Here is a 26,862-nt window from a genome sequence, read left to right as displayed (position 1 = left end):
GGGCGATTTTCTTCGGACTGGGACAAAGGGCGAGTGCAAAGTGCCTTAAAAACTCACCTCATCCTCCCCGAGGATCTGCACTTCGGTCTCGAGCTCGACCGCGCGCTCCTGTTGGGCCACGCCCTGGATGCGCTCGATGAGGTCTAGCACCTCGCGAGCGCGCCCTTTGCCGCGATTGACGATGAAGTTGCCGTGTTCGTGGGAAACCACGGCCTTGCCTTCACCCTGCCCCTTCAGGCCCAGCTCATCCACCAGCTGACCGGCCCCCATTCCGGCGTCCTTGGGATTTTTGAAAATGCAGCCCGCGCTCGCCCCCCGGGGTTGGGAGGTCTTGCGCTTGTGCCGCGACTCCTCCAGCTTGCGGGCAATCTCTTCCGCCGGAGCCTGAGGCTCACCTTGGAAGACCGCGCGGAGAGCATAGTTGCGCCGCAGCTCGGGCACATTGCGGTAGTGGGCCTCGATCTCGGCGCGCTGGCGCACGCGGCGCTCGCCATCCTCATCGAGGAATTCCACCTCCACCACCTGTTCAAAAGTCTCCGTGCCCATGGCTCCGGCATTCATGCGCAGCCCACCCCCCACATTGCCCGGAATCCCTTCCATCCACTCGAAGCCGCCGATGCCTTCCTTTTGGGCAAACGAAGCCAGCTTCTTGAAACGTACGCCCGCGCCCGCCTCGATGCGGCCGTCGCCCACCACGCGCAAAGCCCCGAACTCACCCTTGTTGGAAGGATGAACCACCGCCCCCCGGATGCCCCCGTCGCGCACGAGGAGATTGGAGCCCCGGCCAATGACGCGCACGGGCAGGCCTTCTTCCTTGAAAAAAGTCACCGCATCCACAAAGCCGGCAAAGGTCTCGGGCTCGACCCAGAACTGGGCCGGTCCCCCCACCAGCATGGTGGTGTGGCGCTTCATGGGTTCGTAGAGTTTCACCTTTAGATCGTCCTCCCCCGTTTCGCGGCGGAGCTCTTCCACCACCGCTTGGTCGCGGATGATCTTGCGCCCGATTTCATGGACATTGCCGGCCCCCAGGGTGAGGAGTAAATCGCGATTTTTCAAGGCATTGCCCACCACGTGATGGGCGGTCTCGAAGTCCTCCAGATACCAGCCCTCGGCGGGTCCCTGGCGCTCCATGGCCTCGACGATGGTCGCCCCGCTCACCCCCGGAATGGGGTCCTCGCTGGCAGCATAGACGGGCAAGACATAGACCACCTCGGCGAGCTGCAGGGCACGCCCAAACTCCTCCGCCAGGCGCTGGGTGCGGCTGTAGCGGTGGGGCTGAAAGACCACCACCAGGCGCTCCCGCCCCAGGCTGCGCGCCGTCTTGAGAGTGGCCTCGATCTCGGTGGGATGATGCCCGTAATCATCGATGACCCGCAGCTCGCGCGTCCGCCACTTGGTCTCGAACCGGCGCTTGGCCCCTGCAAAAGTCGACAAAGCCCGTGCCACAAGCTCGAAATCGGCCTCGACCTCGCAGGCGAGCACAATGGCGGCGAGGGCATTGAGAACATTGTGCCGTCCCGGGATCCCCAACTCGACGCGCCCCAGCTCTTTGCCCTGCCGCACGACGGTGAAAGCCGTGGTCCCCCGTCCTTCCAAAATGTCCCGGGCCACGAAATCATTCTCTTCCCCGAAGCCATAGGACCGGGCCTTTTCGTTATGACCACAGACCCGGCGAGCACCCTCGTCATCGCCGCAATAGATCACCGTCTCGCTCGTCTGATTGAGCAAAGTGGTGAACACCGCGTCGATTTCAGCAAGATTCTTGTAAAAATCGAGATGCTCGGCCTCGACATTGAGCACGATGGAAAACTTCGGTCGGTAAAGGCGCAGGGTGCCATCGCTCTCGTCACCCTCCGCCACCATCAGTTCGCCTTTTTCCTCCCAATGGGCATTGCTGCCGAGGACGGGAATCTCCGCCCCCACATAGTGACTGGGGTATTGCCCCGCTTTGCGCAAGACATGGGCACACATCGCGGAGGTCGTGGTCTTGCCATGGGTGCCGGAAACAACCACCCCATCCTTCCCGCCCAGAATCCCGGCCAGGCACTCGGCTCGCAGGAGGCACGGAATCCCGGCCTGCGCGGCCGCCGCGCGAGCCGGGTTGTCCGGTCGGATGGCGGAGGAATAGACGACGAGGTCAACGCCCTCGACCGCTTCGGCAGTGTGGGGACTGGAGAATTGCAGACCGAGGCTCTTGAGCCGCTCGACCTCGCCACTGGTCACCCGATCGGACCCGCTCACCCGATGGCCCATCTGGAGGAGAAGCCCGGCCAGACCACTCATCCCCGAGCCCGCCACCCCAATCAAATGCACCCGAACCGGCTTCGCGCGGTTCAAAAATCGTTCCGTCCAATCAACCATCTGGACGCGGAGTGTCGGCAAGTCCTGCCTTTTCCTCAAGAAGGATTTGCAAAGGATCGTGGCAACCGGGAGCCCCCCTCACTCCGCCTGCAAGCGGAAAAACTGGCGGGGTGCCTCCAATGGGACGGAAAAGGACTTCTCCTCACCATCTCCAAAGACCGTCGTGCTCCCGACGTTCCAAGTGCCCGCCGACAAATCCGGGGTGCTGAGGAGCTTGTAGTCGGTGTTGTCCCGACTTTCGAAGGTGACCTGTCCCGTGGCGGCATCGAGCGCCACCGTGGTGTTGTAGCGCGCACCAGGCACATAATCATAGTTGCGCTCTGAAGCCCCGCCCCGGAAATCATAGCTGTCATCCCAGAGCGCGATCTGGGCATTGGCCGAAGAGGCATTGCGATACCCCTCGGAAAAGGTGCCTCCCACGAAGAGCGAGCGGCCCGGACCCGGCGCGATGCAATTGACAATCTGCGAGCCGGTATTCCCCACTCCCGAGCCCATCGCCTTCCATTCCCCACTGCCATCCCAGTAGGCGATATGGTCGAGGTCCTGATTGCTCCGATCCCGATTGGCCTGGAAATCCCCCACCGCATAGAGCCGGTCATGGGCCCAGAGCAACTCCTCCACGCCATCGGCAGCAAAGGTCGAGCCATTACTCTGCACGTAGGATTCATGAAATCCTCCCGCGAGGTTGTCCCAAGTGTTCGAGCCTGGATCGTAGGCCGCCACCAGCCGGACGTCGGTGAGCCGGTTAGCGCCAGCTCCCACTTCCGTAAAGCTGCCGCCGACATAAACCGTGCCATCGGGCGCCACCACGATGTCGTTGACCAATCCTTCCCCCCCTATGCCCCCTCCGTAGGCCGACCAGGCCGTGCCATTCCAGCGGGCCAAGCCCTCGCTAAACCCTCCCCCGGCCAGAAGGGTGCCATCGGGCAAGAGCGCGAGAGCCTCCACCCGGCCGTCGAGACCATTGCCCAGGCGCGACCAAGTCTGGGTGTTGAGATTGTAGACGCGAATGTATTTCTCGTTCTCCGGCGAACCCGAGGGTCCCGTGTAGAAGCCCCCCACATAGACCAAGTGGTCCTTCTTCAAAATCGCGCGCACGTCCCCGTTGGTGGGACCATTTTCCTGGCCCTCGGACACCAGTCCTCCGCCCAAGAGTCCGCTGAAAGTCGCGGTGGCAGGATCATAGACCGCCACCCGCGTGTTGACCGCCCCGCCCATGTTGGAAAAATTCCCTCCAATGTAGATCTTCCCTCCCGCCGCATGGAGCGCGAACACCCCGCCATTGAATTCGGCATTCAAGCCCGGAAGCGCCTCCCATTGCTCAAGAACGGTGTCGTAACGCACCAGATTCTTGCCAACCTCCCCAAATCCCACCCCGGAAGTGCTCAAGAAAAGCCCTCCGGTGTAGAGATAGCGACCGGACAAGGCAAAGTCGAAGGGCTCGGGGGAAGGTCCACCGACATCATAATACCAGTGGACATCATCAGGCTCGAAATCGGCCCGGGCAGAAGAAAGAGGAAAGAAGCTGGCAAAAACAGCGGCAGCACCAAGGGGGATTGAGAACAAAGAATTGGCTTTCATAACAAAACAACGAGAGAGCCACCGCAGCTTCTGCCCCCCGATTTTCAAAAAAATCGATTTTCCCAAGCAAAGAAATCCCGTCACCCGCGACATTCCGCCGTGACCCCTCCACAATTCTCCTCTACTTCACCAGCCCCGCCTGAGGCGGATTCACCGATGACGACCTCTCCTCCCCGCGCCTGGGCCGAAATCAATCTCACCGCTCTCGACGAGAACCTCTCCTTCATCCGCCAGCATTCGGGTCAGGAAGTCATGGCCATCCTAAAGGCGGGAGCCTACGGACACGGCTTGGTCGACCTCGCCCGCCACCTCGACCATCGGGAACTACCCTTCTTCGGAGTGGCCAATGTCTACGAGGCCCGCAAGCTGCACGAGGCCGGCATCCGCACCCCCATCTACCTTCTCGGAGCAACCTTCCCCGCCGAACGGGAGGAAGTCGTCGCCCGCGGCTGGATCCCCTGCTTTTCCACCTTGGCCGAGATCGACCACTATGTCGCCCTCTGCGAAAAACTCGATCGCGACCTCACCGCCCACCTCGTCATCGATACCGGCATGGGGCGCGGCGGCTTTCTCCCCGACCAAGTGGGCGAAGCCCTCGCCTACCTCGCGCGCCCCGCCTGCCGCCGCCTCCACCTCACCGGCGCGGGCTCCCACCTGCCTTCCGCCGACGAAGACGAGGCCTTTACCCGGGACCAGTTCGCGACTTTTGATGATCTCGCCCAGACCCATTTTTCCCGAGGGGAGAAGGGCTTCCGCCTCCACCTCGCCAATAGCGCGGGCCTCCTCGCCTACCAATCCGCGACCACCAATCTCGTCCGCCCCGGCTTGCTTCTCTACGGCATTGCTCCCCTCCCGGCCTGGCAGGAAAAAGTGCGCCCGGTCATGACCCTCAAGTCACGCCTCTCCCTCATTCGCCCCCTCCCGGCCGGCCACGGGGTGAGCTACGGCCGCACCCATATTTTGCCCAAAGACACCCTCGTCGGCACCATCGGAGCCGGTTACGGCGATGGCCTGCCCCGCAATCTCTCGGGCAAAGACGCCTACGTCCTCATCCGCGGGCAACGGGCCCCCCTCCTCGGCCGCGTGACCATGGACCAGATCATGGTCGACGTGAGCGAAATCGACGGCGCCCAACCCGGCGATCAGGTGGAACTCTTTGGGCCCAATCTACCCGTGACCCAAGTGGCACAGTGGGCCGACACCATTTCCTGGGAAGTCCTCACCCGCATCACCCCCCGCGTCACCCGCCTCTACCGCCACGACCACGACCCGCCGGTGGAGTGAGATTGCGCATTGCCAAGGAGGCCAAGTTGGGCCAAACAGATCGCCATGAAACTGACTGTCACCGGACGTTCCGGCCGCATGGGCCAAGCTGTTGTCAACGCCATCGAAGCGGAAGCCAAGGCCGAGTTCCACTCCTCCCACGACAAGGGCGAAGACCTCGCCGCCGCTCTCGCCGGCTCACAGGGCATCATCGACTTCACCCTGCCCTCGCTCACTGACGACCTCTTGGAAAAAGCCCTCGTCGCGAAGGTTCCCCTCGTCATCGGCACCACCGGTCATAGCGACACCCAACGAGCCGCCATTGCCAAGGCCGCCGAAAGCCTGCCCATCGTCTACGCCTCCAACTTCTCGGTTGGGGTCAATACCCTCTTCTGGCTCACCCGCCACGCCGCCCGCATCCTCGGCAACGAGACCTTCGACATCGAGGTCACCGAGATGCACCACCGCCACAAGGTCGACGCCCCCTCCGGCACCGCCCGCACCCTGCTGGAAATTCTTAATGAAGAAACCGGCACCTCCTACCAGGACGACATCGACCACGGCCGCCTGGGCGAAACCGGCCCTCGCCCCCAGGGACGCATCGGCATGCACACCCTGCGCGGTGGCGACGTCGTCGGCGACCACACCGTCATGTTCGCCGCCGAAGGCGAGCGCGTGGAGCTCACTCACAAGGCCTCCTCCCGCATGACCTTCGCCACCGGAGCGGTCCGCGCCGCCCTTTGGCTCGCCGACAAGCCCGCCGGCCTCTACGACATGCAGGATGTGCTGGGGCTGAAGTGAAGCCTCCCTACACCAATTCGCAATCTATCTCTCCCATGACAACCTATCTCGCCCTTGGCTCGAATCTGGGAGATCGTCTGGAGAACCTGCGGGAGGCACGCCGTCGGTTGCAGAGACTCGCCCAGTCGGAGATCGCCTCGGCGGCCCTTTACGAAACCGATCCGGTGGACTGTCCCGCCGGGTCGCCGCCCTTCCTCAATACCGTGGTGGCCTTCGAGACCGGGCTTGCCCCGCTCGCGTTGCTACGGGAGACACAGCAAATCGAAAGCGACCTGGGCCGGGCCGCCCGGGAAGCGCGTGCGGTCAATGCCCCGCGTCCAGTGGACCTCGATCTGCTGGTTTGCGGCGATCAGGTGCAGGACAGCGCGGAGCTCACCCTACCCCATCCCCGCTTGCACGAACGGCGCTTTGTCCTCGCCCCCCTCCGCGACCTGGCGCCCGCCCTAGTGCCTCCCACCCACGCCAATCCCGTCTCCATTTTGCTGGAGATCTGCCCTTCGCCCGAAACGCCTCCGGTGCGAATCGCCGAACAATGGTGACTCACCGTTGCCGCCCAGCCTGCAGTTCGCTCGCCCGCAGGGTCATCTCGTAGGCGACCTTGTCCTCCAAGGTCACGATCTGGAAGGTGACTTCGGGATCCTCCTTCTCAAAGTCAAAGTTCAGCTTCCCGAAGAAATTGCCCTCATTGTAAGAGAACAGCGCCTTTTCGTTGCGATCGTGGGTGTGCTCGTTGGTGATTTTTCCACTTTCAAACTCATAGAGATCGTAGCTCTCCGGGCGCTCGATGCGGTAAACATCCGAACGATGGCGGTCTGAGGAGAGCAAGATCACGCCTCCGATTTTTTCGTCTTCCAAGAAACGGAAAATCTCCTCCCGTTCCTCTGGCACCCCCCACCAGGAATCGCGCCCGCCCTTGTCCGCATGCTCGGTCCAGAGCGTGCCGGAGGCGAGAATCTTGAAGGTTGCGGTCGATTCCTTCAGCTCCCGCAAAAGCCACTGCTTCTGCTCGGGCCCCAGCATGGTCCCGTTCTCGAAGTCGCGGTAATAGCGGTTGTCGAGCATGAAGACCTCGACCTTCCCGAGAGAAAAGTTGAACCAGCATCCCGGTAATTTCTCGCCTCCACCGTAAGCCGGATTGTTCCAATTCTCCCGAAAAACCTGCCATGCTTTCCACTTCCAGGCCGGCGTGAACTTTTCCGGGCCACCCACGGAATCGTCTTTTCCCAAATCATGGTCATCGTAGATGGCATAAACTCCTGTCGAGCGGGTGAAGCGGCTGAAATCCGGGCTCAACTGCCGCCGGTAATAATGCACCCGCTGCTTGGTGCGCGAGTGGGGCTGGTCGATGTAAACATTGTCCCCCAGGAGTAAAAAAGCGGCCAACTCATGGTCCGCAATCAGGCTCCACATCTTCTCTTTGGGGGGATTGTAGCGGGCACAGCCCCCGAAACCGAGAGCATATCGCTCCCTGCTGCCAGCCTCCGGATAGGTGCGGAAACTCGGCAAATCGGAGCCGAAAACGCTCTCGCCCTCGACCAGCACATCGTAGGAATACCGTTGAAAGGGCTGCAGCCCCTCCAAGCTGAGAATGGTCGCGAAATCCCCGGCGGGCCCAGTTTCGCGGATCTCGCTGCGATGATCACCAGCGATGACCTGCACCTTGGCCGGGCCCGGCGTGCGCACCCAGATCGAGGCCCCGGTCGCACTCAGGCAGCCCACGAGGGGACCTCCCAGAAGCTTGAGTTCGTGCTTGGCGACCAAGTGGCGGAAACGCTCTTCCTCGACAATCGCGGCGAGCGCCAAATCCTTTTCTTGCGCGGGATAGAGTCGATCCAGGAAATACTGATCCCATTCCCCAATGACGGGAGTTTCCAGCGGGGTGGGCAGGGGCGGCTTTGCCAAACAAGAGAGGGAGAAAAAAAGAAGAAAGAGAGCAGCGGACTTCACCCCTCCGATCTAGCAGGTCACCGGGACGAGAACGAGTCGCAAGTGTGCGCACCCAAGTAAACAGGGCGGCCCGCAGACCGCCCTGTTGGGAAAATCAGACTTTTAAGAAGGCTGGGAAGACTGTCCTCACACCACCGCCTTGGGGATGGGCTCCTCCTTCTTGCTGAGGGCCCGGCGCATCTTCTGCAGCGCCACATTCTGCAGCTGGCGGATACGCTCGCGGGTCACTCCGAATTCGCGGCCCACTTCTTCCAAAGTCATTGGCTTGCGACCGTTGAGTCCGAAGCGAGCGTCGATGATCTTGGACTCGCGCTCGTCGAGCACTTCCAGCAAATCATCGAGGTGACCGTGCATGTTTTTGTCGGCCAGAGCATCGAAGGGATTCACCGCCCGCTCGTCGCCGATGACGTCGCCGTAGCTACCGCGATCCTCTTCGCCAAAGGGCTCGTCGAGAGAGGTGGGACGTTGCGCGGCCCGCTTCAGCATGGCCAGTTTGCGACGGGGCAAGCCCAACTCTTCAGCCAATTCCTCATCAGTCGGTTCGCGACCGAGGGCCTCCGCCAACATGGCCGAGATGCGACGCATGCGGGCAATCTTGTCCACCATATGGACCGGAAGGCGAATGGTTTTGGACTGGTTGGCGAGGGCGCGCTTGATGGACTGCTTGATCCACCAAGAGCCGTAGGTGCTCAGCTTGCCACCCTTGTTCGGGTCAAAACGCTCGACCGCTTTCATGAGACCGATGTTTCCCTCCGAAATGAGGTCGGACAAAGGAAGACCGTAACCGGAGTAATCCTGCGCAATCTTCACCACCAGGCGAAGGTTGGCCTTGATCATCTGGGTGCGGGCGGCCTTGTCCCCTTTCTTGATGCGTTCCGCCAGCTCCACCTCCTCTTCGGGCGTCAGCAAGGGAGTCTTGGAAATCTCGCGCATGTAAACGCGCAGACTGCTATCTGAATCGTAGTTGGACATGTGATTGTTCTTTCGGCGAGAAAACTCGTTCATTTCAGGTTGGACGTCGCTTCCCCGTCCTTATTCCCCTCAATCACGATTTTTCTCATTTTTCAGGTTGACGCCATTTTCGCAGGTTCTGTTCCAAACTCAAGATTAGAATTGGAATGATTCCAATTATCAACGAAAAGAACGAAACTATCAGTGATTGCGGGCTAAAATTCTAAAAAATCGCTTGATGGCGACGAACGGGGGCCGGGACACTTTGTCCCGCTGTGGGCGATTTTGACTCGGCAAAATGTCTCTTTCGGGCAGCAAAAGCTTGTCACTAAGGGCAGGAATCTCTCTCCTGAAGGCCATGGCGAACTACCTCGACGACGACTTTTTGCTCAGCAACGAAACAGCCCGCCACCTCTACCATGAGGTGGCCGCCAAGGAGCCCATTCTGGACTACCACACCCACCTTCCCCCGGCGGAAATTCACCACAATCACCGCTGGAGCAACCTGACCGAAATCTGGTTAAAACACGACCACTACAAATGGCGGGCCATGCGGGCCAATGGTATTCCGGAGAGCCACATCACCGGCTCGGCAAGTGACCGCGAGAAATTTGATGCCTGGGCGGCAACCGTCCCCCACACCCTTCGCAACCCCCTGTATGACTGGACTCATTTGGAGTTGAAACGCGCTTTCGGTATCGACCTCCTGCTCTCCCCCGAGACCGCTGACGAGGTCTGGGAGCAGGCCAATGAGCGCCTGGCTGCGGCGGACTTCTCCGCCCAGGGCCTCTTGGAAAAATTCGACGTCGCCGCTGTGGGCACCACGGATGATCCCACTGACGGTTTGGACCACCATGGAGCCCACAACGCCAGCGACCACCGGACAAAAATTTACCCCACTTTCCGGCCCGACAAGGCGCTGGCGGTGGATCGACCCGACTTTTTCAGCGCCTGGGTGCAATCCTTCGGAGAGCTCATGGGCAAGGAAGTCGCTCACGTCCAGGACCTCTTGCCCCTCTTGGAACAGCGTCACGGGGAATTTCACGAAGCCAACTGCCGACTCTCTGACCACGGTCTCAGTGCCCTCCACGGCCAGCCTTGCAGCCTGAATGAGGCCGAGCGAATTTTTCAAAATTCTCTCGCCGGGGTCGCCGCCAGCCCGGAGGAGCAAGCGGCCTTCGCCGCCCTCATCATGCAAAATGCGGGCCGCTGGAATGCAAAACGCAACTGGACCATGCAGCTGCACCTCAATCCCCATCGAAACCCGAACTCGCGGCGTTTTGCCGAATTGGGGCCGGACAGTGGCTTCGACACCATCGGCGATGTTTCCCAGGGAGGCATTTTGGAGTTTCTCGACCTCCTGGATCAGCGGGAAGAGCTGCCCAAAACCATCCTCTATACGCTCAACCCGCGCGAGAACCCCTTCTTTGCCGCCGCCACCGGCTCCTTTTGCGAAGCGCCCACTCCCGGAAAAATCCAATTTGGGGCCGCTTGGTGGTTCAACGATACCAAGCAGGGAATCCTCGCCCACCTCGACGCCCTCTCCTCCCTGGGCCTCCTCTCCCACTTCGTCGGCTTCCTCACCGACAGCCGGAGCTTTCTGTCCTATCCCCGCCACGAATACTTCCGCCGCATTTTGTGCAACCTCATCGGCAGTGAAGCTGAGGCCGGCGAGATTCCGAGCGATCTCTCACTGCTGGAGCCCCTCATCCAGGGACTCAGCTACACCAATTGCGCCAAGTATCTCAACTTGCCCCAACCCTGAAAGCGTGCCTCGGCGGGGAAGAGGGCGAGCCGTGGCCCCGGATCCCCTACGGAAGTATGCGAAAGGCCACGTCCTCCGCAACGTAATGGATGCCACCGATGAACCACGTTTTCCGCCCCTCCCACCGCCTCCGGCAAGGCCGCCAGGCCTTGGCTCTCCTCCTTAGCCTCGCCTTCGTGTTGCCCCTCCCCGCCCAAGACGAGCCCACCCCGGCAGCCCGCGAGGCGCTCCCGCCCGTGCTCCTCATCGGCGATTCCATCTCGCTCGGCTACACTCCCTTCGTTCAGGAGCTCATGGCTAAGGAAGCAGCGGTGCGCCATCATCCGGGCAATGCCCAGCACACCGGCACCGGTCTGCGCAAGCTCGACGACTGGCTGGGTGACACCGACTGGGCAGTCATCCACTTCAACTGGGGCCTCTGGGACCTGTGCTACCGCCATCCCGAGTCCAAAGAACAGGGTCGACGGGACAAGGAGTCCGGCACCCTGACCACCCCCTTGGACCGCTATCGCGAAAACCTCAGCCAGCTCGTTGAACGGCTCAAGGACACTGGAGCCACCCTCATCTGGGCGGAGACCACCTATGTGCCTCCCGGCGAAGCCGGCCGCAAACTCGGCGACGAGCTCCGTTACAATGCCGTCGCCCGCGAGGTGATGGAAGAAAAAGGCATTGCCATCAATGAGCTCAACGCCCTCACCCGCAGCTTCACCCCCGATCTTTTCGCGGGCCCGGGCGACGTCCATTACACCCCCGCAGGCTCGCGGAAGCTGGCCCGCCAGGTCACCAAAGCCATCCGCGAAGGCCTCGCCGAAAGAACCCCGAAGGAAAGCGCGCAAGAAGCGACCCGCTAGCTGGTTCCACCCCCCCCTCCCTCAGAACTCCCTCCTCCGAATGGGCTCGGGATTAGTCCCCACGCCACGGGGCGCAAAGGATTTTTCACCATCGGCTGACTCGCCCTTCCGGAGGATCAGCCGATTTTTTTCACCACCACCCGCATGCCGTCCTCGCTCACGATGCGGACGGGAGTGCCCACTGGCAGAAAGTGACTTTCGGCAGTGACATCCAGAGTCTCCCCCTGAAAGACAGCCTTCCCGGCCGGACGAAGGTCGGTGCTCGTCTCCCCGGTCCAGCCAACGCGCGACTCGGCGAGGTGAGATTCCTCCGGGCCCTTTTCCCCACCCACCGTAGCGGGAAGGAAATGCTTCTCCAACCAAGGGATATTGGGAAGAAAGCGCATCAGGATGGCAAAGAGAACGATGGAGCCAAGCACTCCGAGGGAAAGGGAAAGCGCGGGTCCGGCAAAGAGATCCCAACCGTCTACCACCCCTCTGCCACCCTGCCAATCCTTCCATTGGAAGCGATCCACCATGGAGAAAAAGAGAGCTCCAAGAGCCATCAAAAGACCGGTGAACCCGAGCACAAAGGTCCCCGGGAGAAGAAAAATATCGACGATGATGAGCAGCACTCCCACTGCAAAGACCGCAGCCGTCTCGTAGCCCGAAAGGTTCCCGGCCACATAGTTGCCGAAAAAGAAGACCCCAAAGGCAATGATGGCAATGACGGCCCCGAGACCGAAACCAGGAGTTTTCATCTCCAGGTAGCCCGCTCCGAGCCCAATGAGAATGAGCACACCGCCAAAAGCCCCGATCCAGTAGGCAAAGCGCTCGAAGCCAGTCATCCGAGCCTCCACCACGGTAGCTCCCGTCAACCCTTCCTGGCGCAAGAGATCATCGACCGACTCCGCGATTCCTTTGGCCAGTAGCGGCTTGCCATTGAAATCGCTCGTCGCCTGTTGGGCCGTGAGGTTCAGCAATTCGCCCTCACCCACCACCACGTCGCCGAAGCGGGCCTCTTTTTTCACGATCATCATGGCCTCCACCACCGCGAAGTTGTGCCCCTTTTTCTCAGCCAGAGTGCGCACCACCGAGATGAGTTTGCCTTCGATCTTGGCCCGCATGGTCTCCTCAATTTCCATTCCGCCCCCGGCGACAACCGCTGCCGAGCCAATCGTGGACAAGGGTGCCATGTAAATTGTGTCAGTAGAAACAGCGATGAAGGCACCCGCCGAACTGGCCTCGATATTGACGAAAGCATAGGAGGGCACCTTGAGCCGGCCCAGGTCACGCATCATCAGTTCGGTAGTCTGATGGGCGAGCCCCCCGGGGGTATTGAGTTCGAAAACCACCGCCCGGGCTTTCTCTTGGTTGACCCGCTCCAAAGTGCGACGGAAGAATTTGAAAGCCTGCGTGTTAACCAAATCCTTCTCCCCAATTTTGATGACCACGACCTTACCCTGATAGCTCTCTTCCGAGGAGCGGCCCAAGGCATTGTTTTTCCCCTGTGACCATGCGGTCATGAGGAGGGCAAAAAGGACGAATGCGAAGCAAGAAATGCACTTCATGGCCGCAAGCTTACACCGCCCCCCTCTTTTTTCAGCTCAAAAGCGAGGCACGAAAAAGGGTTCGACAGCAGGGGCATTCTCAGGCATCTTTCTTTCGTCCGAGGGAGAAAGTCCATCGCTTACCGGCTTCTTCCACCTCGTTCAGCTCTGTTCGACCCGTCCGTTTGACGATTTTGGTCCACTTTCCTGAACTCCTCTGGACCTCACTCCTCCGTTTCTATGAACGCACCCTGCGGCTCCGGCCTGCACCTCCCCAACTCACAATTTCGGAATCTACCCTCTTGGCGTGGAGCCCATTGAGCGCCCCGCCCCCCTCAAACGACCTCCCCACTTTCTATTTCTCAAACTTATGGCCGACGAAATCCGCGAACTTTTTCCGAGCGACAGCAGCACGGAAGCTTTTGACAACGAAGCCTCCCCTGCCAAGAAGACTGCGACGGGCAAGAAAAAAGCGACCACCGCCCGCAAGGTGACCAAGAAGGCAACGAAGAAAACGGCCAAAAAAGCAACGAAGAAGACAGCGGCCAAGAAAGCTGCGGCTAAGAAAGGAGCCCGCAAAAAAGCGACCAAGAAGGCTAGCGAAAAAAATCCAGCGGAAGTTCCCGAGGAAAAAGCGACCGCTCCCAAAGCGACCGAAAAAGCGGTGGAGGCGGCCCCTCCAAAAAAGAAAGCCTCCCCAGCCCGCAAGGCCATTGCCACCCCCGCGCGCGCGGAGAAAGCGAGCGAACAATCTTCTCCTCCCGCCAAAAAAGCGGCCAAGAAGGCAGCCGCCCGTAAAATCCTCGCCGTTCCAGAGGACATGAAAGCGCGGAAGGAAAAGGAACCCGCCGCCGCTGAAACCCCTCCGGTTCCGGAAGAAAAGAAAGAGGAAATCCCGCGCCGCGATGGCCGCCCGATGGGTCGGGTAAAGGGCGGTCCGGTGGGCAAGGCCGCCGAGAAAGTGCGCGAAGAAGCCAAGGCCTCCGCTGAGCCGGAGAAGTCCGCTGGAGAAAAGAAAGAAAAACCCGCCGCTAAAGACACTTTTTCCGTTTCCGGTTTGCTCGAAACGACCCCCAAAGGTTTTGGCTTCTTGCGGGAACCCGGCGGCAATTACGAGCAATCGAAATCCGATGTCTTCGTGCCCCCGGACCTGGTGCAGACTCACGCCTTGCGCGCGGGCCAAGTGATCACCGGTGAAGCCCAGCAGGGCGCGCGCGGCCCCCAACTGGTCAGCATCCGCACGATCAATGGCCATGATCCCGAAGCGGCCAAAGCCTTTCCCCACTTTGATGAATTGAAAGCGATTTTTCCCGAAAAGCGGATCGGCTTGGAAACCACGCCCGAACGCTTCACCACCCGGGTCCTCGATATCCTCGCTCCCGTGGGACGGGGTCAGCGGGGCCTTATCGTTTCCCCCCCACGGGCAGGCAAGACCACCCTCCTGCTGCACATCGCGGAGGCGGTGCAAGAACTCCACTCCGAGACGCTCCACCTGATGGTTTGCCTGGTGGACGAGCGACCGGAAGAGGTGACCGAATTTCGCCGCCAGCTACCCGATGCCGAGATCTACGCCTCCTCCAATGACGAGCCCGCCCGCAATCACTGCCGCTTGGCGGAACTCTGCATTGAGCGAGCCAAGCGCTTGGTCGAGGCCGGACAGCACGTCTTCCTCGTGATGGATTCCATCACCCGTCTCGCCCGAGCCTACAACAACACCATGGGGGGAAATAAAAAGAAACGGGGCGGCCGGGGCATCCAGTCCGGAGGCATCATGGCCGGGGCCCTCGAGCAACCGCGCCGCCTTTTCGCCGCCGCCCGCAACACCCGGGAAGCCGGCTCGCTGACCATTCTCGGCACCGCCCTGGTGCAGACCAATTCCAAGGCTGATGAAGCGATTTTCATGGAATTCAAAGGCACCGGCAATATGGAACTGGTCCTCGACCGCCGCATCGCCGAGCACTTTGTCTACCCCGCGGTTGACCTGTTCAAGTCGGGCACGCGACGCGAGGAACTGCTCTTACCCGAGCACACCTTGCACAAAATCAACCTCATCCGCCGGGGCTTGGCCGGTCATCGTCCCATCGAGGCCATGGAACGTTTGCTCTTCTTCCTGAAAAAATTCCCCAACAATGCCCAGATGCTCATGGAAATCAAAGGCTGACCTCCGAACCGCTCACGGAGGCCAACCCTTGGGCCGCTAGGCGGCCACTTCCATCGTGGAATTTTCAAAAATCCAGCTGTCCGGCAGCAGGGAAAGCCGATCCACCACGCAGTCGGGTTGATAGGCGTAGTTCGCCAGTTCTTCCCGTGTAGTGTGACCGCTGAGGACCAGAGCGGTGCGATAGCCCATCTGCACGCCTCCCAGGACATCAGTATACATGGTGTCGCCCACCATGATGGTTTCGTCCGTGCGCAAGCCCAATTCTTTCCGGGCCATGCGCATCATAATCGGGCTGGGCTTGCCCACGCTGAAGGCTTCACGCCCGGTCGCTTTCTCGATCATAGCCACCATGGCCCCGCAACCGGGCCGAATCCCCTTCTCGGTGGGACAAGTGTAGTCCATATTGGTCGCGACCAGCTTGGCTCCTTTTTCAACGAGGCGCACCGCCTGCTCCACGAGTTCAAAGTTCAAGTTCCGTCCCTCCCCGATGACCACGTAATCGGGATCATCGTCGACAATGGAATACCCATTGTGATGCAGGGCATTGGCCAAGCCATTTTCGCCGATGACGAACGCGGTGCCCCGGGGCTTTTGCTGGGCCAGAAAGCGGGCCGTAGCCACCGCACAGGTGAAGATCTGTTCCACCGTAACCTCGATGCCGAGCCGATGCAGCTTCATCACGACATCACGCCGGGTCCGCTGACTGTTATTGGTGAGAAATAGATAAGGGATGGAAAGACGATCCAGCTTGGCCAAAAAGTCCTTCGTGCCCTCAATGAGTCGGTTGCCACGATAGACAACCCCATCCATATCCAAAAGAAATCCGACTGGTTTCACACCAGACAGGATTGCACGAGCCATGCCACTCTTTAGGCGCTTTTAACAAAAATTAGACAAAAAACACAATTTGTCTCAACTGGGTCAACACATTCTCAAACTTCGATCCGGCCATCGGCCACCACGAGGGTGCGGTCACCGGTTTTCGCCAACTCCCGATCATGGGTGACCACTACCAAAGTGGCTCCGATCCGATCGGAGAGGCCGAAGAGATGCTTCATCACCTCCGCCCCATTGCGAGAATCGAGATTTCCGGTAGGCTCATCGGCGAAGATGATTTTTGGCTCGTTGGCCAACGCGCGGGCGATGGCCACCCGCTGTTGCTCACCGCCACTCAACTCGGCCGGCAGGTGGTCGAGGCGCTCGCCCAGCCCCACTTGGGTGAGGAGTTCAGTGGCGCGCTCGCGCGCATCGGCCCCACCGATAAGGGCGGGGATCATGACGTTTTCGAGGGCGCTCAGTTCGGGCAAGAGAAAGAAGCTCTGGAAAATGTAGCCCAGGGTCTCGTTGCGGAAGCGCGCCTGTTCCTTGCCGGGCAACGTGTAGATATTTTGCCCGGCAATGGTCACCGCGCCTTGTTCCGGGCGTTCCAGACCAGCCAGGGTATACATCAGGGTCGTCTTGCCCGCCCCGGAAGGACCGCAGAGAAAAACCTTTTCGCCAGCCTCCACCTGGAGATTGACCCCCCGCAGAACTTCGAGGGATTTTTTTCCCAGCAGGTAGGAGCGGTGAAGATCGTGAGCTTCGATGAGTGCCATGAGTGATGCCCGATAAGCGTTTCTAGGCCAGCTCCTCGCCTTGCCAAACGCCGAAATTACGGAATTTGCGGTAGCGTTCTTCGCGCAGCTCTTCCTTGCTCATCGCGCTCAGCTCCTTAAGGTGTTGCAAAAGCACACGCCGCAGGCTTTCGGCAGTGGCGGCGTGATCATGATGCGCTCCGCCTTCCGGCTCTTCGATGACCCCATCGATGAGGCCCAGCTCGTTCAGGTCGGGAGCGGCCAATTTCATGGCCTCCGCCGCCTCGGGGGCATGCTTGCGGTGCTTCCAGAGAATGGCTGCACAGCCTTCCGGGCTAATCACGGAGTAATAGGAGTTTTCCATCATCAGCACCCGGTTGGCGATGCCGATGCCCAGGGCTCCTCCTGAGCCCCCTTCTCCCAGGACCACGGCAATGATGGGAACCGTCAAGGCCATCATATCGCGCAGATTGGCGGCGATCGCTTCCGCAATATTGCGCTCCTCGGCCCCGATGCCAGGGAAGGCTCCCGGGGTATCAATCATGGCTACGATGGGAAGCTTGAAGCGCTCCGCCATTCTCATCAGGCGCATCGCTTTGCGGTAACCTTCAGGATGGGCGCTGCCGAAGTTGTGTTCGAGATTCTCCTTGGTGTTGCGCCCCTTCTGATGACCCACCACCACGCAACGATAATCGCCGATCCGGGCCAAACCCGCCGGCATGGCCCGATCGTCTCCCACCAGACGATCGCCATGAAGCTCGCAAAACTCGTCAAAGGCTTTCCCCAAGTAATCGAGGAAGAAAGGCCGGTTGATGTGCCGGGCAATCTGCACCCGCTGCCAAGGGCTCAGATTCTCGTAAATCCGTTTCCGCGTCCCTGCCAGCTTCTCTTGCAGGGCCTGCATTTCATCCCCAAGGTCCAAATTTTGCTCTTCGGCCTTCACTCTCAGTGCCGCCAGCTCAGCTTCGAGCTCGACGATCGGTTTTTCGAATTCCAGTGGTTTTTCCATCCCCAAAAGTTTCTGTTACTGCTCGTTTTTATCCATCAAGATCTCAACTTCGTTCCCTACCCGCAAAAGGAGGGCCAGCTCTTCGATATCCGCTCGCTTGAGAAAAAAGCCGTTTCCCTCCGGCAATTCATCCGCCATCTCCGGCACGGCCCGAATCTGCCACCCCTTGTGATTGAGCCAAATGATTTTTTGAGACTCACGGTAGGAGTCGGCGCTGGTGGTCACACTTTGCGTTCCCACCATCCCCTTCTTGTCCTTGACCGAGGTTTTGATGACCGCTTTTTCCTGTGAGGGCAATCGAAAGCGCTCGATGGCATACTCCTTCACAAACTCATCACGGCGAGGATCCTCGGAAATCTGGCGTCGAACGGTCAGCGCCTGGCGCTTGAGGTCGATGCGGAGATTGAAATTGAGCGCCACCAGATAGAGTTCGTCTCCGGGATGGAGCTGGAGGCGATGCAAATTGTTGATCACCATCATACAATCGAGCGTGGTCTCGTATTTTTTGGCGATATTGAGGGGAAACTCGCCCCGCGTCACAGTGTGCTTCACCTTCCAAGCATTTTCCCCGGGAGCAAAAATCTCATCGAGGTAAATTTCCCCCAGAATGCGCCGCGCTTCCGAGGCGGCGGCCGAACCGGGACTGAAATTGATGATGAAGTGAAGCTTCTCCTTGGCGTCCTCGAGCTGCCCAGTAGCCAGCAGCTCCGCCGCCCGCTGAAAGGCACGATCCCCGGGCTCGACATCGGGGAGCTCGGCTGCCTGCAAGCCCAGCAAAGTCTCCTGCCGGTTCAGCTCGGGTTCGTAATAATGACTCCGGGCCCAGTCCAATCCAAAAAAAAGAAGAGCGAAAACGCTGAGCACCAGGAGGGCCGCCAGACTTTTGAAAATAACGGAGATTCTCATAACGCGCTTCTTCTTCTACTCTCAAAGGAGACCTTTTCTTTTGAAATCGAAAAGGTTGATCCCCTGCGACTTCGTAATCATCTCCATGGCAAAGCGCAAAAGGCAAATCTCCCAAGCGTCATCCACCCCTTCCAGGACCGCCAGCATGGGCCGCCCCTCTTCCCGGGCACTGTCCAAGAGACGGCCGCGCACCGACTCCAAGGGTTCGTGCACCAGGTCGGACCGCACGTCACTGCGCTTGAAGTGGAAGCCGTATTGAAGAATCTTGGGCATCTGCCCCTCTTGCTCCATCCAGTCGAAAAACTTCTTGGCATTCTCGCCAAATCCCTCGGTGGCAATCTCTTGATAGCCCTCGGGTCGGATAATCTGGGGCTGTGAGGCCTCGAACTCCCCCGTGCGCACCCTCACCTGCCCCACCGAATCCATCAGCTCGGAGATGAGCTGGAACTCGAAGCGAGTAGAACCAAAGGTATCGATTCGCCGATCCGGTTCGTAGAGCACCTTGGTCGTCTCCAAGGCATACTGCACACTGTCAGGGGAATGAGAGCTCAAGAGTTCGTTGCTTGTTGGGTATCAATCCGTCTCCCGCGAAGAAGGACGCCCTTCTTCTCAAGAACAGAAAAGGCGGACCCGGTTGGGATCCACCTCTTGAAAACTGGGTTTCAGGTTGTGTGAATCTTACTCGGTCGCGCCTTCAACATACGCGAGAATCTCACCCATGCTCGTGAGTTTTTCCGCTTCGTCGTCGGGCACTTCGATACCGAATTCTTCCTCAATGGCCATGACCAACTCAACGGCGTCGAGAGAGTCTGCACCGAGGTCTTCCATCAATTTGGCATCCTTAGTCACCTGATCTTCGTTCACGCCGAGTTGCTCGACGATGATATCCTTGATTCGTGCTTCGTTCGTTTTGTCGGACATGGGGTCTCTTTAGTGGTTAATGGTGTGGAGAGAGAGGATTACTTGGCGGGGAGAAGCTTGGCAATGGCGAAAATCAATCCTCGCTGTCATTTGTCGCCTCCTGCTTTCCTTCCGGCCTTGTCTCCTCGTCCTCCTCATCGGGAGCCAATTCGATCAACTCGCCGTCGAAATTCTCCAAAATGCGTTCATACAGACGCTGGGCAGGCTCGCCTTCCTCCTTCTTGAACTGCCCGTAGACCATCCCGTCGACCTTGCTCTTCTGCTCTTTACCATCCCGCTCGTAATACAGGGTGGCCAGACCCTTGGTGTCCCATTTGCGAGCATCGATGCGCTTGATGGCGGAAAAGGGAATCAGCTTCCCTCCTGGGGGAATATAGCCTTCACCGGTCACCCGCATGGTGCGCCCCAGGGTGCGCAGGAGGAAGAAAATGGCCACCAGGAGGAGAATGGTGCAAAGAATGCCGATGTAGAGCTGTTCCTTGATTTTTCGTTCACTCTTCAGTTCATCGGGGGCCTTGTCTTCCCAGGCCCGTCCCCCGGAGTTCGTAAATTTCTTCCAACCGGGAGGAGCGGCGATGTTTTTGCCCGCTTCGTAGAGTGGCTGATAGGTTTCGTAGTCGGCCAAGATTTCCGGCCAAGTGGTCGCTAGGTCCGTCTCGGCCGGCACCACGGGAGCCACTTTTTCCACCTTTTCCCCATTCTTGTCGATGGGTTGAAAGACCTTTTGCGCGCTGGCATAGGCCTCCCATTCGGCAGCACTTTTTCCGAGCTGCTCATGCTCCGCAAAGTCCTCCTTGGCTTGCTCGAAGGCCAGGTAGTAAAAGCGCTGCACATTCTTCTCCGGGTAGCCCCACTTCCAGTCTTTGAAGAACATGAAGGCCCCCACCGCAAACATCACCGCCATCGCTGCCGCTCGCCAAATGAACCACTGGGTGGGCTTGCATACCAATTCGTCGGAATCATTCATGAAATTGATCGCCAGTGTGCGAGTTCTGGCCCGAATGGCAAGCCCATCATGCCACGGATCGCGCCCCCGCCGGAGAGGACTCAGAAAGTGCGCACTCGTGGTTTACCTGTCGCCATCCCGCGATACTCTCTCCCCCACACGCATCCCATGACCACCGACGACCTGCGGGCCCAGCTCGCCACCATCAAATACCCCGGATTCTCCCGCGACATCGTCTCCTTCGGCCTCGTCAAACTGGCCGAAATGGTTGACGACGTGGCTGATATCCACCTCCAAATCCAAACCCGCGACGCCGAGATCCCCCGCAAGATTTTCAACGACATCCACGCCCTGCTCGACTCCCAGCTCGGTGGGCCGGAAAAGGTCAAGGTCGGCATCGACATCAAGGATCCCCCCGCCCAAGGCGACTCCGGCGCAGTCAAGCAGAGCCTTCCCGGGGTGAAGCACATCATCGCGGTCGCCTCCGGCAAGGGCGGCGTGGGCAAGTCCACTGTCTCGGCCAATCTCGCGGTCTCCCTCGCCAGCCAGGGGCTCAAGGTCGGGCTCTGTGACTGCGACCTCTACGGACCCTCCATCGCCCACATGTTCGGCGTCTCCCACCACGACCTGACCTCGGACGAGAACGAGAACATCATTCCCATCGAAGCCCACGGCATCAAGCTCATGTCCATGGGCTTTCTCCTCTCCGACAGCTCGCCGGTGATTGTGCGCGGCCCGCTCGCCAACCGCTACACCCAGCAATTCCTCAAGCAAGTAGCCTGGGGCGAACTCGACGTCCTCGTCCTCGATCTCCCTCCCGGCACGGGCGATATCCAGCTCACCATCGTGCAATCGGTCGCGCTCACCGGTTCCGTCATCGTGACCACTCCGCAGGAGATCGCCCTCATCGATGCCCGCAAGGCCGTGACCATGTTTGCCAAGGTCAATGTCCCCATCCTGGGCCTGATCGAGAACATGTCCTGGTTTGAATGCGACCACGGCAAGCGCTATCCCCTCTTCGGCTCCGGCGGCGGCGAACGCGAAGCGGCCCGTCTGAAGGTCCCTCTCCTCGCCCAAATCCCCTTGCAACCGGAAACCTGCCAAGGAGCCGACGCCGGCCAACCCGTAGCCTTGCAGAGCACGGATACGCCCTACCATCAAGCCGCGCAAGGCCTGCAGGCACGTCTGGACAAGCTCCAAGGCGTTTAGGACAAATCCGCCCGACTACCCCGGTCCGAAGAGCAGTCCTTCTCCCCCCAGCGGCCTCCATTTGCCTCCTCCCCACTCTTACTGCTCTCCGGCCCCCGGCCCGAGCCGTGGGAACAGAGTTTCACTGGGAGCGGGTAAGGCCTTTCCCTCGAATCCATAGGGCCACAGCACCGTCCTTACCTGCAACAAACTAACACGTTCCCCCATCGCTTTGCGGCAAAGCAGCCCCATGTCGGGAAGCTGATGAGCCAGGCAACGCAGCAAATCACAATCTATCCGGATTTCCCCCCGCCCCTTGCCCTCTGCCAGATTTGCCAAATTCAAAGCCATAGCCGTCAGAAGCCGCAAATCGGCAGGGCTCAAGCCTTGACCAGAGTCCACAATCTTTGCCGCCTCGAAGAAGGCAACGACTTCTTCCACCGTCGTGAAGGCAGCCAGCTCTCCCTCCGGAAAAATGATTTCCAAACGCGTCTCCTCTTCCCCGGCCCGCAGTTCATCGTCGTCGACAGGCCGTTCGACACCTGGCCCGTCTGTAGCTCCCTCGGCAGCAGACGAAACTTCGCGTTGGCAAATGGTATCAGCCATCGCCATGAGTTCGGATAAGGTCATCTCCGCGAGACCGGTCACCATGAATTGAGCCCCAGTTTTTCCTTGCAGCCAAGGCGCGGCTAGCAACCGACCCTGGTAAAAATAAGCCAAACGCTCCCGACCCGGCTCCAGGGCAGCTGTTGCTTTGCGCAGACGCTCCCCTCCCTCCTCATAGAGGTCAAACATGAGAACACCGGGGCGCGCATAATCAGGTGTGACCTGCCGAACATCCTTCTCGGTCACGATGGCCTCCGCTGCCACCAAAAGCACTTCTTCTCGCTCGTCGACGATCAGAGAGTGACGCTCCACGCCCTCCCCCGCAACCGCGACCACCCGGGAAATCCGGAAAACCTCACCCTGCCCGCCCCCAACGGAGAGCAGGCCAAAGAATACCAACAAGCACAAAACGGGCATCACTCCGAGATAACGAGAAGGCCTCCTGCCGACAATGTGATTTTTCTCACAAATTCACCAGCCACTCGAGAATGCTTTCCGCGGTCTTCTCGGAGAATCCCGGTAGCGCGGCGATCTCTTCCACCGTCGCCTCCCGCACCCGCGCCACGCTGCCAAACTTCTTGAGCAAAGCCGCCTTGCGCCGGGGCGAGACCCCCGGACAATCGTCGAGCAGACTCTCCTTCATCCGTTTGCGCAAGAGCAACTCGTTGTAGCCGTTGGCAAAGCGGTGGGCTTCGTCCCGGATGCGCTGCATGAGCTTGAGAGCCCCGGTCTCGTGCGACAGCAAAAGGGGCTCGCTCTCCCCGGGAAAGAAAATCTCCTCCCGTTGCTTGGCCAGCCCGACCACGGTCAACTCCCCCAAGCCCAGCCGATTGAGCTCCTCCACCGCCGCCGAAAGCTGGCCCTTGCCGCCATCGACAATGACCAGGTCGGGAATGGTGATAGGGCTTTTTCCCTCGCGGGCCAAGCGCCGCAAGGCTTCCAACGGGCGCTCCTGACTCTCGGCGACCTCGGGATTGGCCTCGCTATTCTCCGCCAGGATGCGGGCATAGCGGCGACGCACGACCTCGGCCATACTGGCAAAATCGTCCTGCCCCGTGACGCCCTTGATGCGATAGCGGCGATAGTTCTGGTTGTCGGGTGCTCCCCCGCGAAAGCGAACCATACTGGCCACGATGTGGGTGTCGGAGATGTTGGAAATATCGAAGCACTCCATGATTTCCGGCGGGCCCGGCAGCCCCATGAGTTCGCCGAGCTCGGCGAGGTCTTCGGTGGGCTTCACCGTGGTGGGCACCCCACGCCCGCGGGTGAATTGCCGGGTGGGGCTGAGGGTTTTCTCGAGATTCTGCATAATGTCGCGCAGCTTGGCCGCGCGCTCGAAGTCCATGCGGGCCGCCGCTTTTTCCATCTCCTCCTTCAGTCCCTTGAGCCGCTCGCGACGTCCCTTACCTTCCAGCAGAGTGCAGGCCTCTTCGACTCGGGCGAGGTAATCGGCTCGCTCAATTTTGCCCACACAAGGGGCGGTGCAGTTGCGGATGACGTCAGCGTTGCAATGACGGTAATCGGTCTCGCCCGGCACGCGGGGAGCACAGGTGCGCAAGCCAAACTCGCGATGCAGCCAGGCTAGCGTGCCCCGCAGAGCTCCGGAATGGGCAAAGGGGCCGAAGTAGCGCGCGCCATCGTCTTTCTTCAGCCGCGTGGTGGTGAACTTGGGCCAGGGCTCGTCGGGATTAATGCGAACGAGGAGGAAGCGCTTGTCATCGCGAAAGGCGACGTTGTAGCGCGGCCGATACTGCTTGATGAGCTTGCCCTCCAGCAGCAGGGATTCGGGCTCGTTGCGCACGACGTGAATCTCGAAGTCACAGATGGAGTCGATGAGCGCCCGGGTCTTGAGGTCGGCGCGCATTTTCTTGGAAGGCATGAAATAGCTGGAAAGACGCTTGCGCAAATCGCGGGCCTTGCCCACGTAGATGATGGAACCGAGGCGGTCCTTCATGAGGTAGACTCCGGGCTTGTGGGGCACTTCGCGCAATTGGGCTTTCAGATCGACGGCCATGGTTTCAGCGGGCGGACAGGATAGCACAGCCGGGGAATTCGGCAGGGAATTTCAAGGAAAGACTGGAACTTTGGCGGTTTTGACGCTCCTAGGGGAAGACGTGGCATCTGTTGGTTTCTGACAGGATGAATAGGATTTAGCAGGATTGACGCAGCTGTGCTTGGATGGGACAGAATTAACAGAATGGGACAGAATTCTTTTTAGGGGAGGTTTTGACGCTCCTTGGGGAAGACGTGGCCTCTGTTGGTTTCTGACAGGATGAGCAGAATTTGGCAGGATTGACGCAGCGGTGCTGGGATAGGACAGAACGGAAAAGACATATGATTAGATATGACTAATGACAATTACTGGCCAGCAAGTCTCCATCGCAATTGACGGGAAAGCCCGACGGATATCCGCACCATGGTTGTCCTTGGCCAGCTCCCCCGCTACCTCCGACCGTTAACCTTCGAATCCAAAGTCCTCGATGAGTTCGCCACCATCGGCGGCGGTGGTGGCGAGTTCGTCACAACGTTCATTCTCGGCGTGCCCGGCATGGCCTTTGACCCAATGCCAGATGACCTGGTGTTTGCTACGAAGCCGGTCCAATTCCTGCCAGAGATCGACATTGGCCAGTTTCTCGCCTTTGCCCCGCTTCCAGCCCCTTTTCTTCCAACCCTCGATCCACTTTTTATTGTTAGCATCAACGAGGTATTTGGAGTCGGAGTAAATTTCCACTTCGCAGGGCCGGGTGAGGGCGGCGAGACCAGCCATGGCAGCCCGAATTTCCATGCGATTATTGGTGGTGAGACGGTAGCCTTGGCTCAGTTCCTTGCGGAAGGATCCGCTTGTTAGAATGGTGCCATATCCTCCCCGCCCGGGATTGCCCCGGCAGGCGCCATCGGTATAAATCGCTACTTTGCTCATTGCCCTCCCCGGTGCTTGTCACCGGTTCCTTCCGGTCTGCAATCTTTTGCAGCTGCGGTCCAGTCTCCTTCCTTTCTTTTCTCAAAAATCGCGCAAAGAAGCCAAGATTGGACAGGGGGCAAGCGTATCCTCGTTCTGAGAAGGCAATCAGGCCCTCTCTTCTCCCATCTTTCCTGTTGTGATGAAATCCATCCTCGCGTTCCTCGCTTGCCTCCTCGGCACCATCCATTCTGTGGAGGCTCGTCCCAATATCGTTTTTATCTTTGCCGATGATTGGGGTTGGGGAGATCTCGGCTGCCATGGCCATCCCTTCCTCCGCACTCCCCATCTCGATCGCCTGGCGGCGGAGGGTTCCGATTTCCATCGTTTCACGGTGGCCAGCGGAGTGTGTTCACCCAGTCGAGCGGCCGTCCTGACCGGACATTTTCCCGCACGCTATCACATCGACGGGCACTTTGCTTGGGTGCCGAGCAATGCCAAGCGGGGCATGCCGGATTGGCTGGATCCCGAGGTCACCCTTCTGCCCCGTCTTCTCCAGGAGGCGGGCTACGCGACGGCCCACTATGGCAAGTGGCACCTTTCCAACAATATGATTCCGGACTCACCTCTGCCCAGTGCGTATGGCTACGACGATTACGGCGCCTTCAACTGTGCGGGAGAACAAATGCCCGTGCACGAGGACTCCCGGCGAGCGGTGACCTTCATGGAAAAAGCGGTGTCAAAAGAGACCCCATTCTTCATCAATCTCTGGGTCCACGAGCCCCACACCCCCTTTCACACCGTGCCAAAGTATGAGTGGCGTTTCCGTGAGTGGGAGAACGAAGCGGAGCGCATCTATGCCTCCGTGATTTCCCATGCCGATGACCGCATTGGCGAAGTGCTCGCGGCCCTCGATCGCCTCCAAGTTGCAGACAATACCCTGGTTGTTTTCAGCTCCGACAATGGCCCGGCCGGCAGTGGAGCCGGTGGAGAGCTGGAGCTGCAATATGACACCGCGACGGGGGCGGGATGGGGACTCGGGGCGGCGGTGGGCACGACGGGTGGTCGGCAAGGGCGCAAAGGCTCCCTCCTCGAAGGCGGCATCGGGGTTCCCTTCCTCGTCCGCTGGCCCGGGGTGGTGCCGAAGGGGCGGGTCGACAAGGAATCCCTGCTCTCGGCGGTCGACTTGCTACCCACCTTTTGTGAGGTGGCCGGGGTCAATCTGCCCGAGAACTACCGTCCCGACGGGGTGAGCCAGCTGTCGGTGCTGAAGGGAGGGAAGGCCCCCCGGCGCGAGAAGCCTTTGTTTTGGAAAATGGAGGGCCGGGGTTCCCCGCCCCAAGCCAAGTGGGCCTCCCATGCGGTCGTTCAGGATGAGTGGAAGCTCCTAAGCAACAAAAACAGCAGCCATTACGAACTCTACCGTCTCGGTAGCGATCCCTACGAAAGGGAGGACTTGCGGAGCAAACACCCCGGGGAAGCCCAGCGCCTCCTGAGGCTGCTCGAGGAATGGAAAAAGACCCTCCCCACCGCACCCAGCGGGGCCGTGTTTTCCGCCGAGCGCAAGGGCATCCGTCCCTGAGGCCGAGCTTGCGCAAAAGCC

23 protein-coding genes are annotated in these 26,862 nt (G+C 59.8%); 8 read left to right on the top strand and 15 right to left on the bottom strand.

Annotated elements, in window-relative coordinates; genetic code table 11:
* Positions 1–45: 45 nt before the first annotated feature.
* Complete coding sequence (murC, locus tag JIN78_RS08070) at positions 46–2,361, bottom strand: UDP-N-acetylmuramate--L-alanine ligase (protein WP_200391446.1); 2,316 nt, start codon at positions 2,359–2,361, stop codon at positions 46–48.
* Positions 2,362–2,439: 78 nt separating this feature from the next.
* Entirely contained in the window at positions 2,440–3,942 is a 1,503-nt protein-coding gene (locus JIN78_RS08065) for a Kelch repeat-containing protein (protein ID WP_200391445.1), read from the bottom strand.
* A gap of 156 nt (positions 3,943–4,098) precedes the next feature.
* Here JIN78_RS08065 and alr point away from each other — a divergent pair, with 156 nt between their 5' ends.
* Genes alr through folK form a run of 3 tightly spaced genes read left to right on the top strand, consistent with a single transcriptional unit; the run spans position 4,099 to position 6,545 of the window.
* On the top strand, positions 4,099–5,226 hold the full coding sequence (gene alr, locus JIN78_RS08060) for an alanine racemase (RefSeq protein ID WP_200391444.1): 1,128 nt from the start codon (positions 4,099–4,101) through the stop codon (positions 5,224–5,226).
* A gap of 45 nt (positions 5,227–5,271) precedes the next feature.
* Positions 5,272–6,006: a 4-hydroxy-tetrahydrodipicolinate reductase gene (gene dapB, locus JIN78_RS08055; protein ID WP_200391443.1), complete on the top strand. Its 735-nt coding sequence runs from the start codon at positions 5,272–5,274 to the stop codon at positions 6,004–6,006.
* 35 nt (positions 6,007–6,041) lie between these two features.
* Positions 6,042–6,545, top strand: coding sequence for a 2-amino-4-hydroxy-6-hydroxymethyldihydropteridine diphosphokinase (folK, locus tag JIN78_RS08050; RefSeq protein WP_200391442.1), 504 nt, complete (start codon positions 6,042–6,044; stop codon positions 6,543–6,545).
* Position 6,546: 1 nt separating this feature from the next.
* Here the strand turns inward: folK and JIN78_RS17270 are convergent, their stop codons facing one another.
* Together JIN78_RS17270 and JIN78_RS08040 are read right to left on the bottom strand one after the other, a co-directional pair.
* The gene (locus JIN78_RS17270; protein WP_200391441.1) at positions 6,547–7,953 is read right to left on the bottom strand and encodes an alkaline phosphatase D family protein; all 1,407 of its coding nucleotides are present in this window, start codon (positions 7,951–7,953) and stop codon (positions 6,547–6,549) included.
* Positions 7,954–8,079: 126 nt separating this feature from the next.
* Positions 8,080–8,958, bottom strand: a complete 879-nt coding sequence (locus JIN78_RS08040; RefSeq protein ID WP_234037872.1) for a sigma-70 family RNA polymerase sigma factor — start codon at positions 8,956–8,958, stop codon at positions 8,080–8,082.
* Between the two features lie 304 nt (positions 8,959–9,262).
* Here JIN78_RS08040 and uxaC point away from each other — a divergent pair, with 304 nt between their 5' ends.
* Together uxaC and JIN78_RS08030 are read left to right on the top strand one after the other, a co-directional pair.
* Positions 9,263–10,669, top strand: a complete 1,407-nt coding sequence (uxaC, locus tag JIN78_RS08035; RefSeq protein ID WP_200391440.1) for a glucuronate isomerase — start codon at positions 9,263–9,265, stop codon at positions 10,667–10,669.
* Positions 10,670–10,767: 98 nt separating this feature from the next.
* A complete protein-coding gene (locus JIN78_RS08030; RefSeq protein ID WP_200391439.1) occupies positions 10,768–11,520 on the top strand; it encodes an SGNH/GDSL hydrolase family protein in 753 nt (250 codons plus the stop codon).
* Between the two features lie 116 nt (positions 11,521–11,636).
* Here JIN78_RS08030 and JIN78_RS08025 read toward each other — a convergent pair whose 3' ends face one another.
* Complete coding sequence (locus JIN78_RS08025; protein ID WP_200391438.1) at positions 11,637–13,070, bottom strand: NfeD family protein; 1,434 nt, start codon at positions 13,068–13,070, stop codon at positions 11,637–11,639.
* Positions 13,071–13,419: 349 nt separating this feature from the next.
* Between JIN78_RS08025 and rho the strand changes: the two genes are divergently transcribed.
* Positions 13,420–15,210 (top strand): transcription termination factor Rho, encoded by a 1,791-nt coding sequence (rho, locus tag JIN78_RS08020; RefSeq protein ID WP_200391437.1) that lies wholly within the window; start codon positions 13,420–13,422, stop codon positions 15,208–15,210.
* Between the two features lie 36 nt (positions 15,211–15,246).
* Here the strand turns inward: rho and JIN78_RS08015 are convergent, their stop codons facing one another.
* From JIN78_RS08015 to JIN78_RS07985, 7 genes are all read right to left on the bottom strand, one after another.
* Positions 15,247–16,020, bottom strand: a complete 774-nt coding sequence (locus tag JIN78_RS08015) for an HAD-IIA family hydrolase (RefSeq protein WP_200391436.1) — start codon at positions 16,018–16,020, stop codon at positions 15,247–15,249.
* 122 nt (positions 16,021–16,142) lie between these two features.
* Complete coding sequence (locus JIN78_RS08010) at positions 16,143–16,805, bottom strand: ABC transporter ATP-binding protein (protein ID WP_200391435.1); 663 nt, start codon at positions 16,803–16,805, stop codon at positions 16,143–16,145.
* A 22-nt stretch (positions 16,806–16,827) separates the two neighbouring features.
* The gene (locus JIN78_RS08005; RefSeq protein ID WP_377174281.1) at positions 16,828–17,799 is read right to left on the bottom strand and encodes an acetyl-CoA carboxylase carboxyltransferase subunit alpha; all 972 of its coding nucleotides are present in this window, start codon (positions 17,797–17,799) and stop codon (positions 16,828–16,830) included.
* A 9-nt stretch (positions 17,800–17,808) separates the two neighbouring features.
* A complete protein-coding gene (locus tag JIN78_RS08000; RefSeq protein ID WP_200391433.1) occupies positions 17,809–18,699 on the bottom strand; it encodes a LysM peptidoglycan-binding domain-containing protein in 891 nt (296 codons plus the stop codon).
* A 21-nt stretch (positions 18,700–18,720) separates the two neighbouring features.
* The gene (locus tag JIN78_RS07995) at positions 18,721–19,251 is read right to left on the bottom strand and encodes a hypothetical protein (RefSeq protein ID WP_200391432.1); all 531 of its coding nucleotides are present in this window, start codon (positions 19,249–19,251) and stop codon (positions 18,721–18,723) included.
* Positions 19,252–19,377: 126 nt separating this feature from the next.
* Positions 19,378–19,620 carry an acyl carrier protein gene (locus JIN78_RS07990; protein ID WP_200391431.1) on the bottom strand — a complete coding sequence of 81 codons (243 nt, stop codon included), beginning with the start codon at positions 19,618–19,620 and terminating at the stop codon, positions 19,378–19,380.
* A 73-nt stretch (positions 19,621–19,693) separates the two neighbouring features.
* On the bottom strand, positions 19,694–20,587 hold the full coding sequence (locus JIN78_RS07985) for a hypothetical protein (protein ID WP_200391430.1): 894 nt from the start codon (positions 20,585–20,587) through the stop codon (positions 19,694–19,696).
* A gap of 147 nt (positions 20,588–20,734) precedes the next feature.
* Here JIN78_RS07985 and JIN78_RS07980 point away from each other — a divergent pair, with 147 nt between their 5' ends.
* Positions 20,735–21,775 (top strand): Mrp/NBP35 family ATP-binding protein, encoded by a 1,041-nt coding sequence (locus JIN78_RS07980; protein WP_200391429.1) that lies wholly within the window; start codon positions 20,735–20,737, stop codon positions 21,773–21,775.
* 78 nt (positions 21,776–21,853) lie between these two features.
* On the opposite strand, the gene JIN78_RS07975 is transcribed toward JIN78_RS07980, so the two are convergent.
* From JIN78_RS07975 to rnhA, 3 genes are all read right to left on the bottom strand, one after another.
* On the bottom strand, positions 21,854–22,777 hold the full coding sequence (locus tag JIN78_RS07975; protein WP_200391428.1) for a hypothetical protein: 924 nt from the start codon (positions 22,775–22,777) through the stop codon (positions 21,854–21,856).
* Between the two features lie 46 nt (positions 22,778–22,823).
* Positions 22,824–24,374, bottom strand: coding sequence for an excinuclease ABC subunit UvrC (locus JIN78_RS07970; RefSeq protein WP_234037871.1), 1,551 nt, complete (start codon positions 24,372–24,374; stop codon positions 22,824–22,826).
* 441 nt (positions 24,375–24,815) lie between these two features.
* Positions 24,816–25,280 carry a ribonuclease HI gene (rnhA, locus tag JIN78_RS07965; protein ID WP_200391427.1) on the bottom strand — a complete coding sequence of 155 codons (465 nt, stop codon included), beginning with the start codon at positions 25,278–25,280 and terminating at the stop codon, positions 24,816–24,818.
* 181 nt (positions 25,281–25,461) lie between these two features.
* Here rnhA and JIN78_RS07960 point away from each other — a divergent pair, with 181 nt between their 5' ends.
* Positions 25,462–26,841: a sulfatase family protein gene (locus JIN78_RS07960; RefSeq protein ID WP_200391426.1), complete on the top strand. Its 1,380-nt coding sequence runs from the start codon at positions 25,462–25,464 to the stop codon at positions 26,839–26,841.
* Positions 26,842–26,862: the final 21 nt, after the last annotated feature.

The sequence above is a fragment of the Roseibacillus ishigakijimensis genome (genome assembly GCF_016595415.1).
Lineage (GTDB): Bacteria > Verrucomicrobiota > Verrucomicrobiia > Verrucomicrobiales > Akkermansiaceae > Roseibacillus > Roseibacillus ishigakijimensis.
The sequence above is the reverse complement of the archived record's forward strand: the minus strand, read 5'-3'. Positions and strand labels throughout refer to the sequence as shown.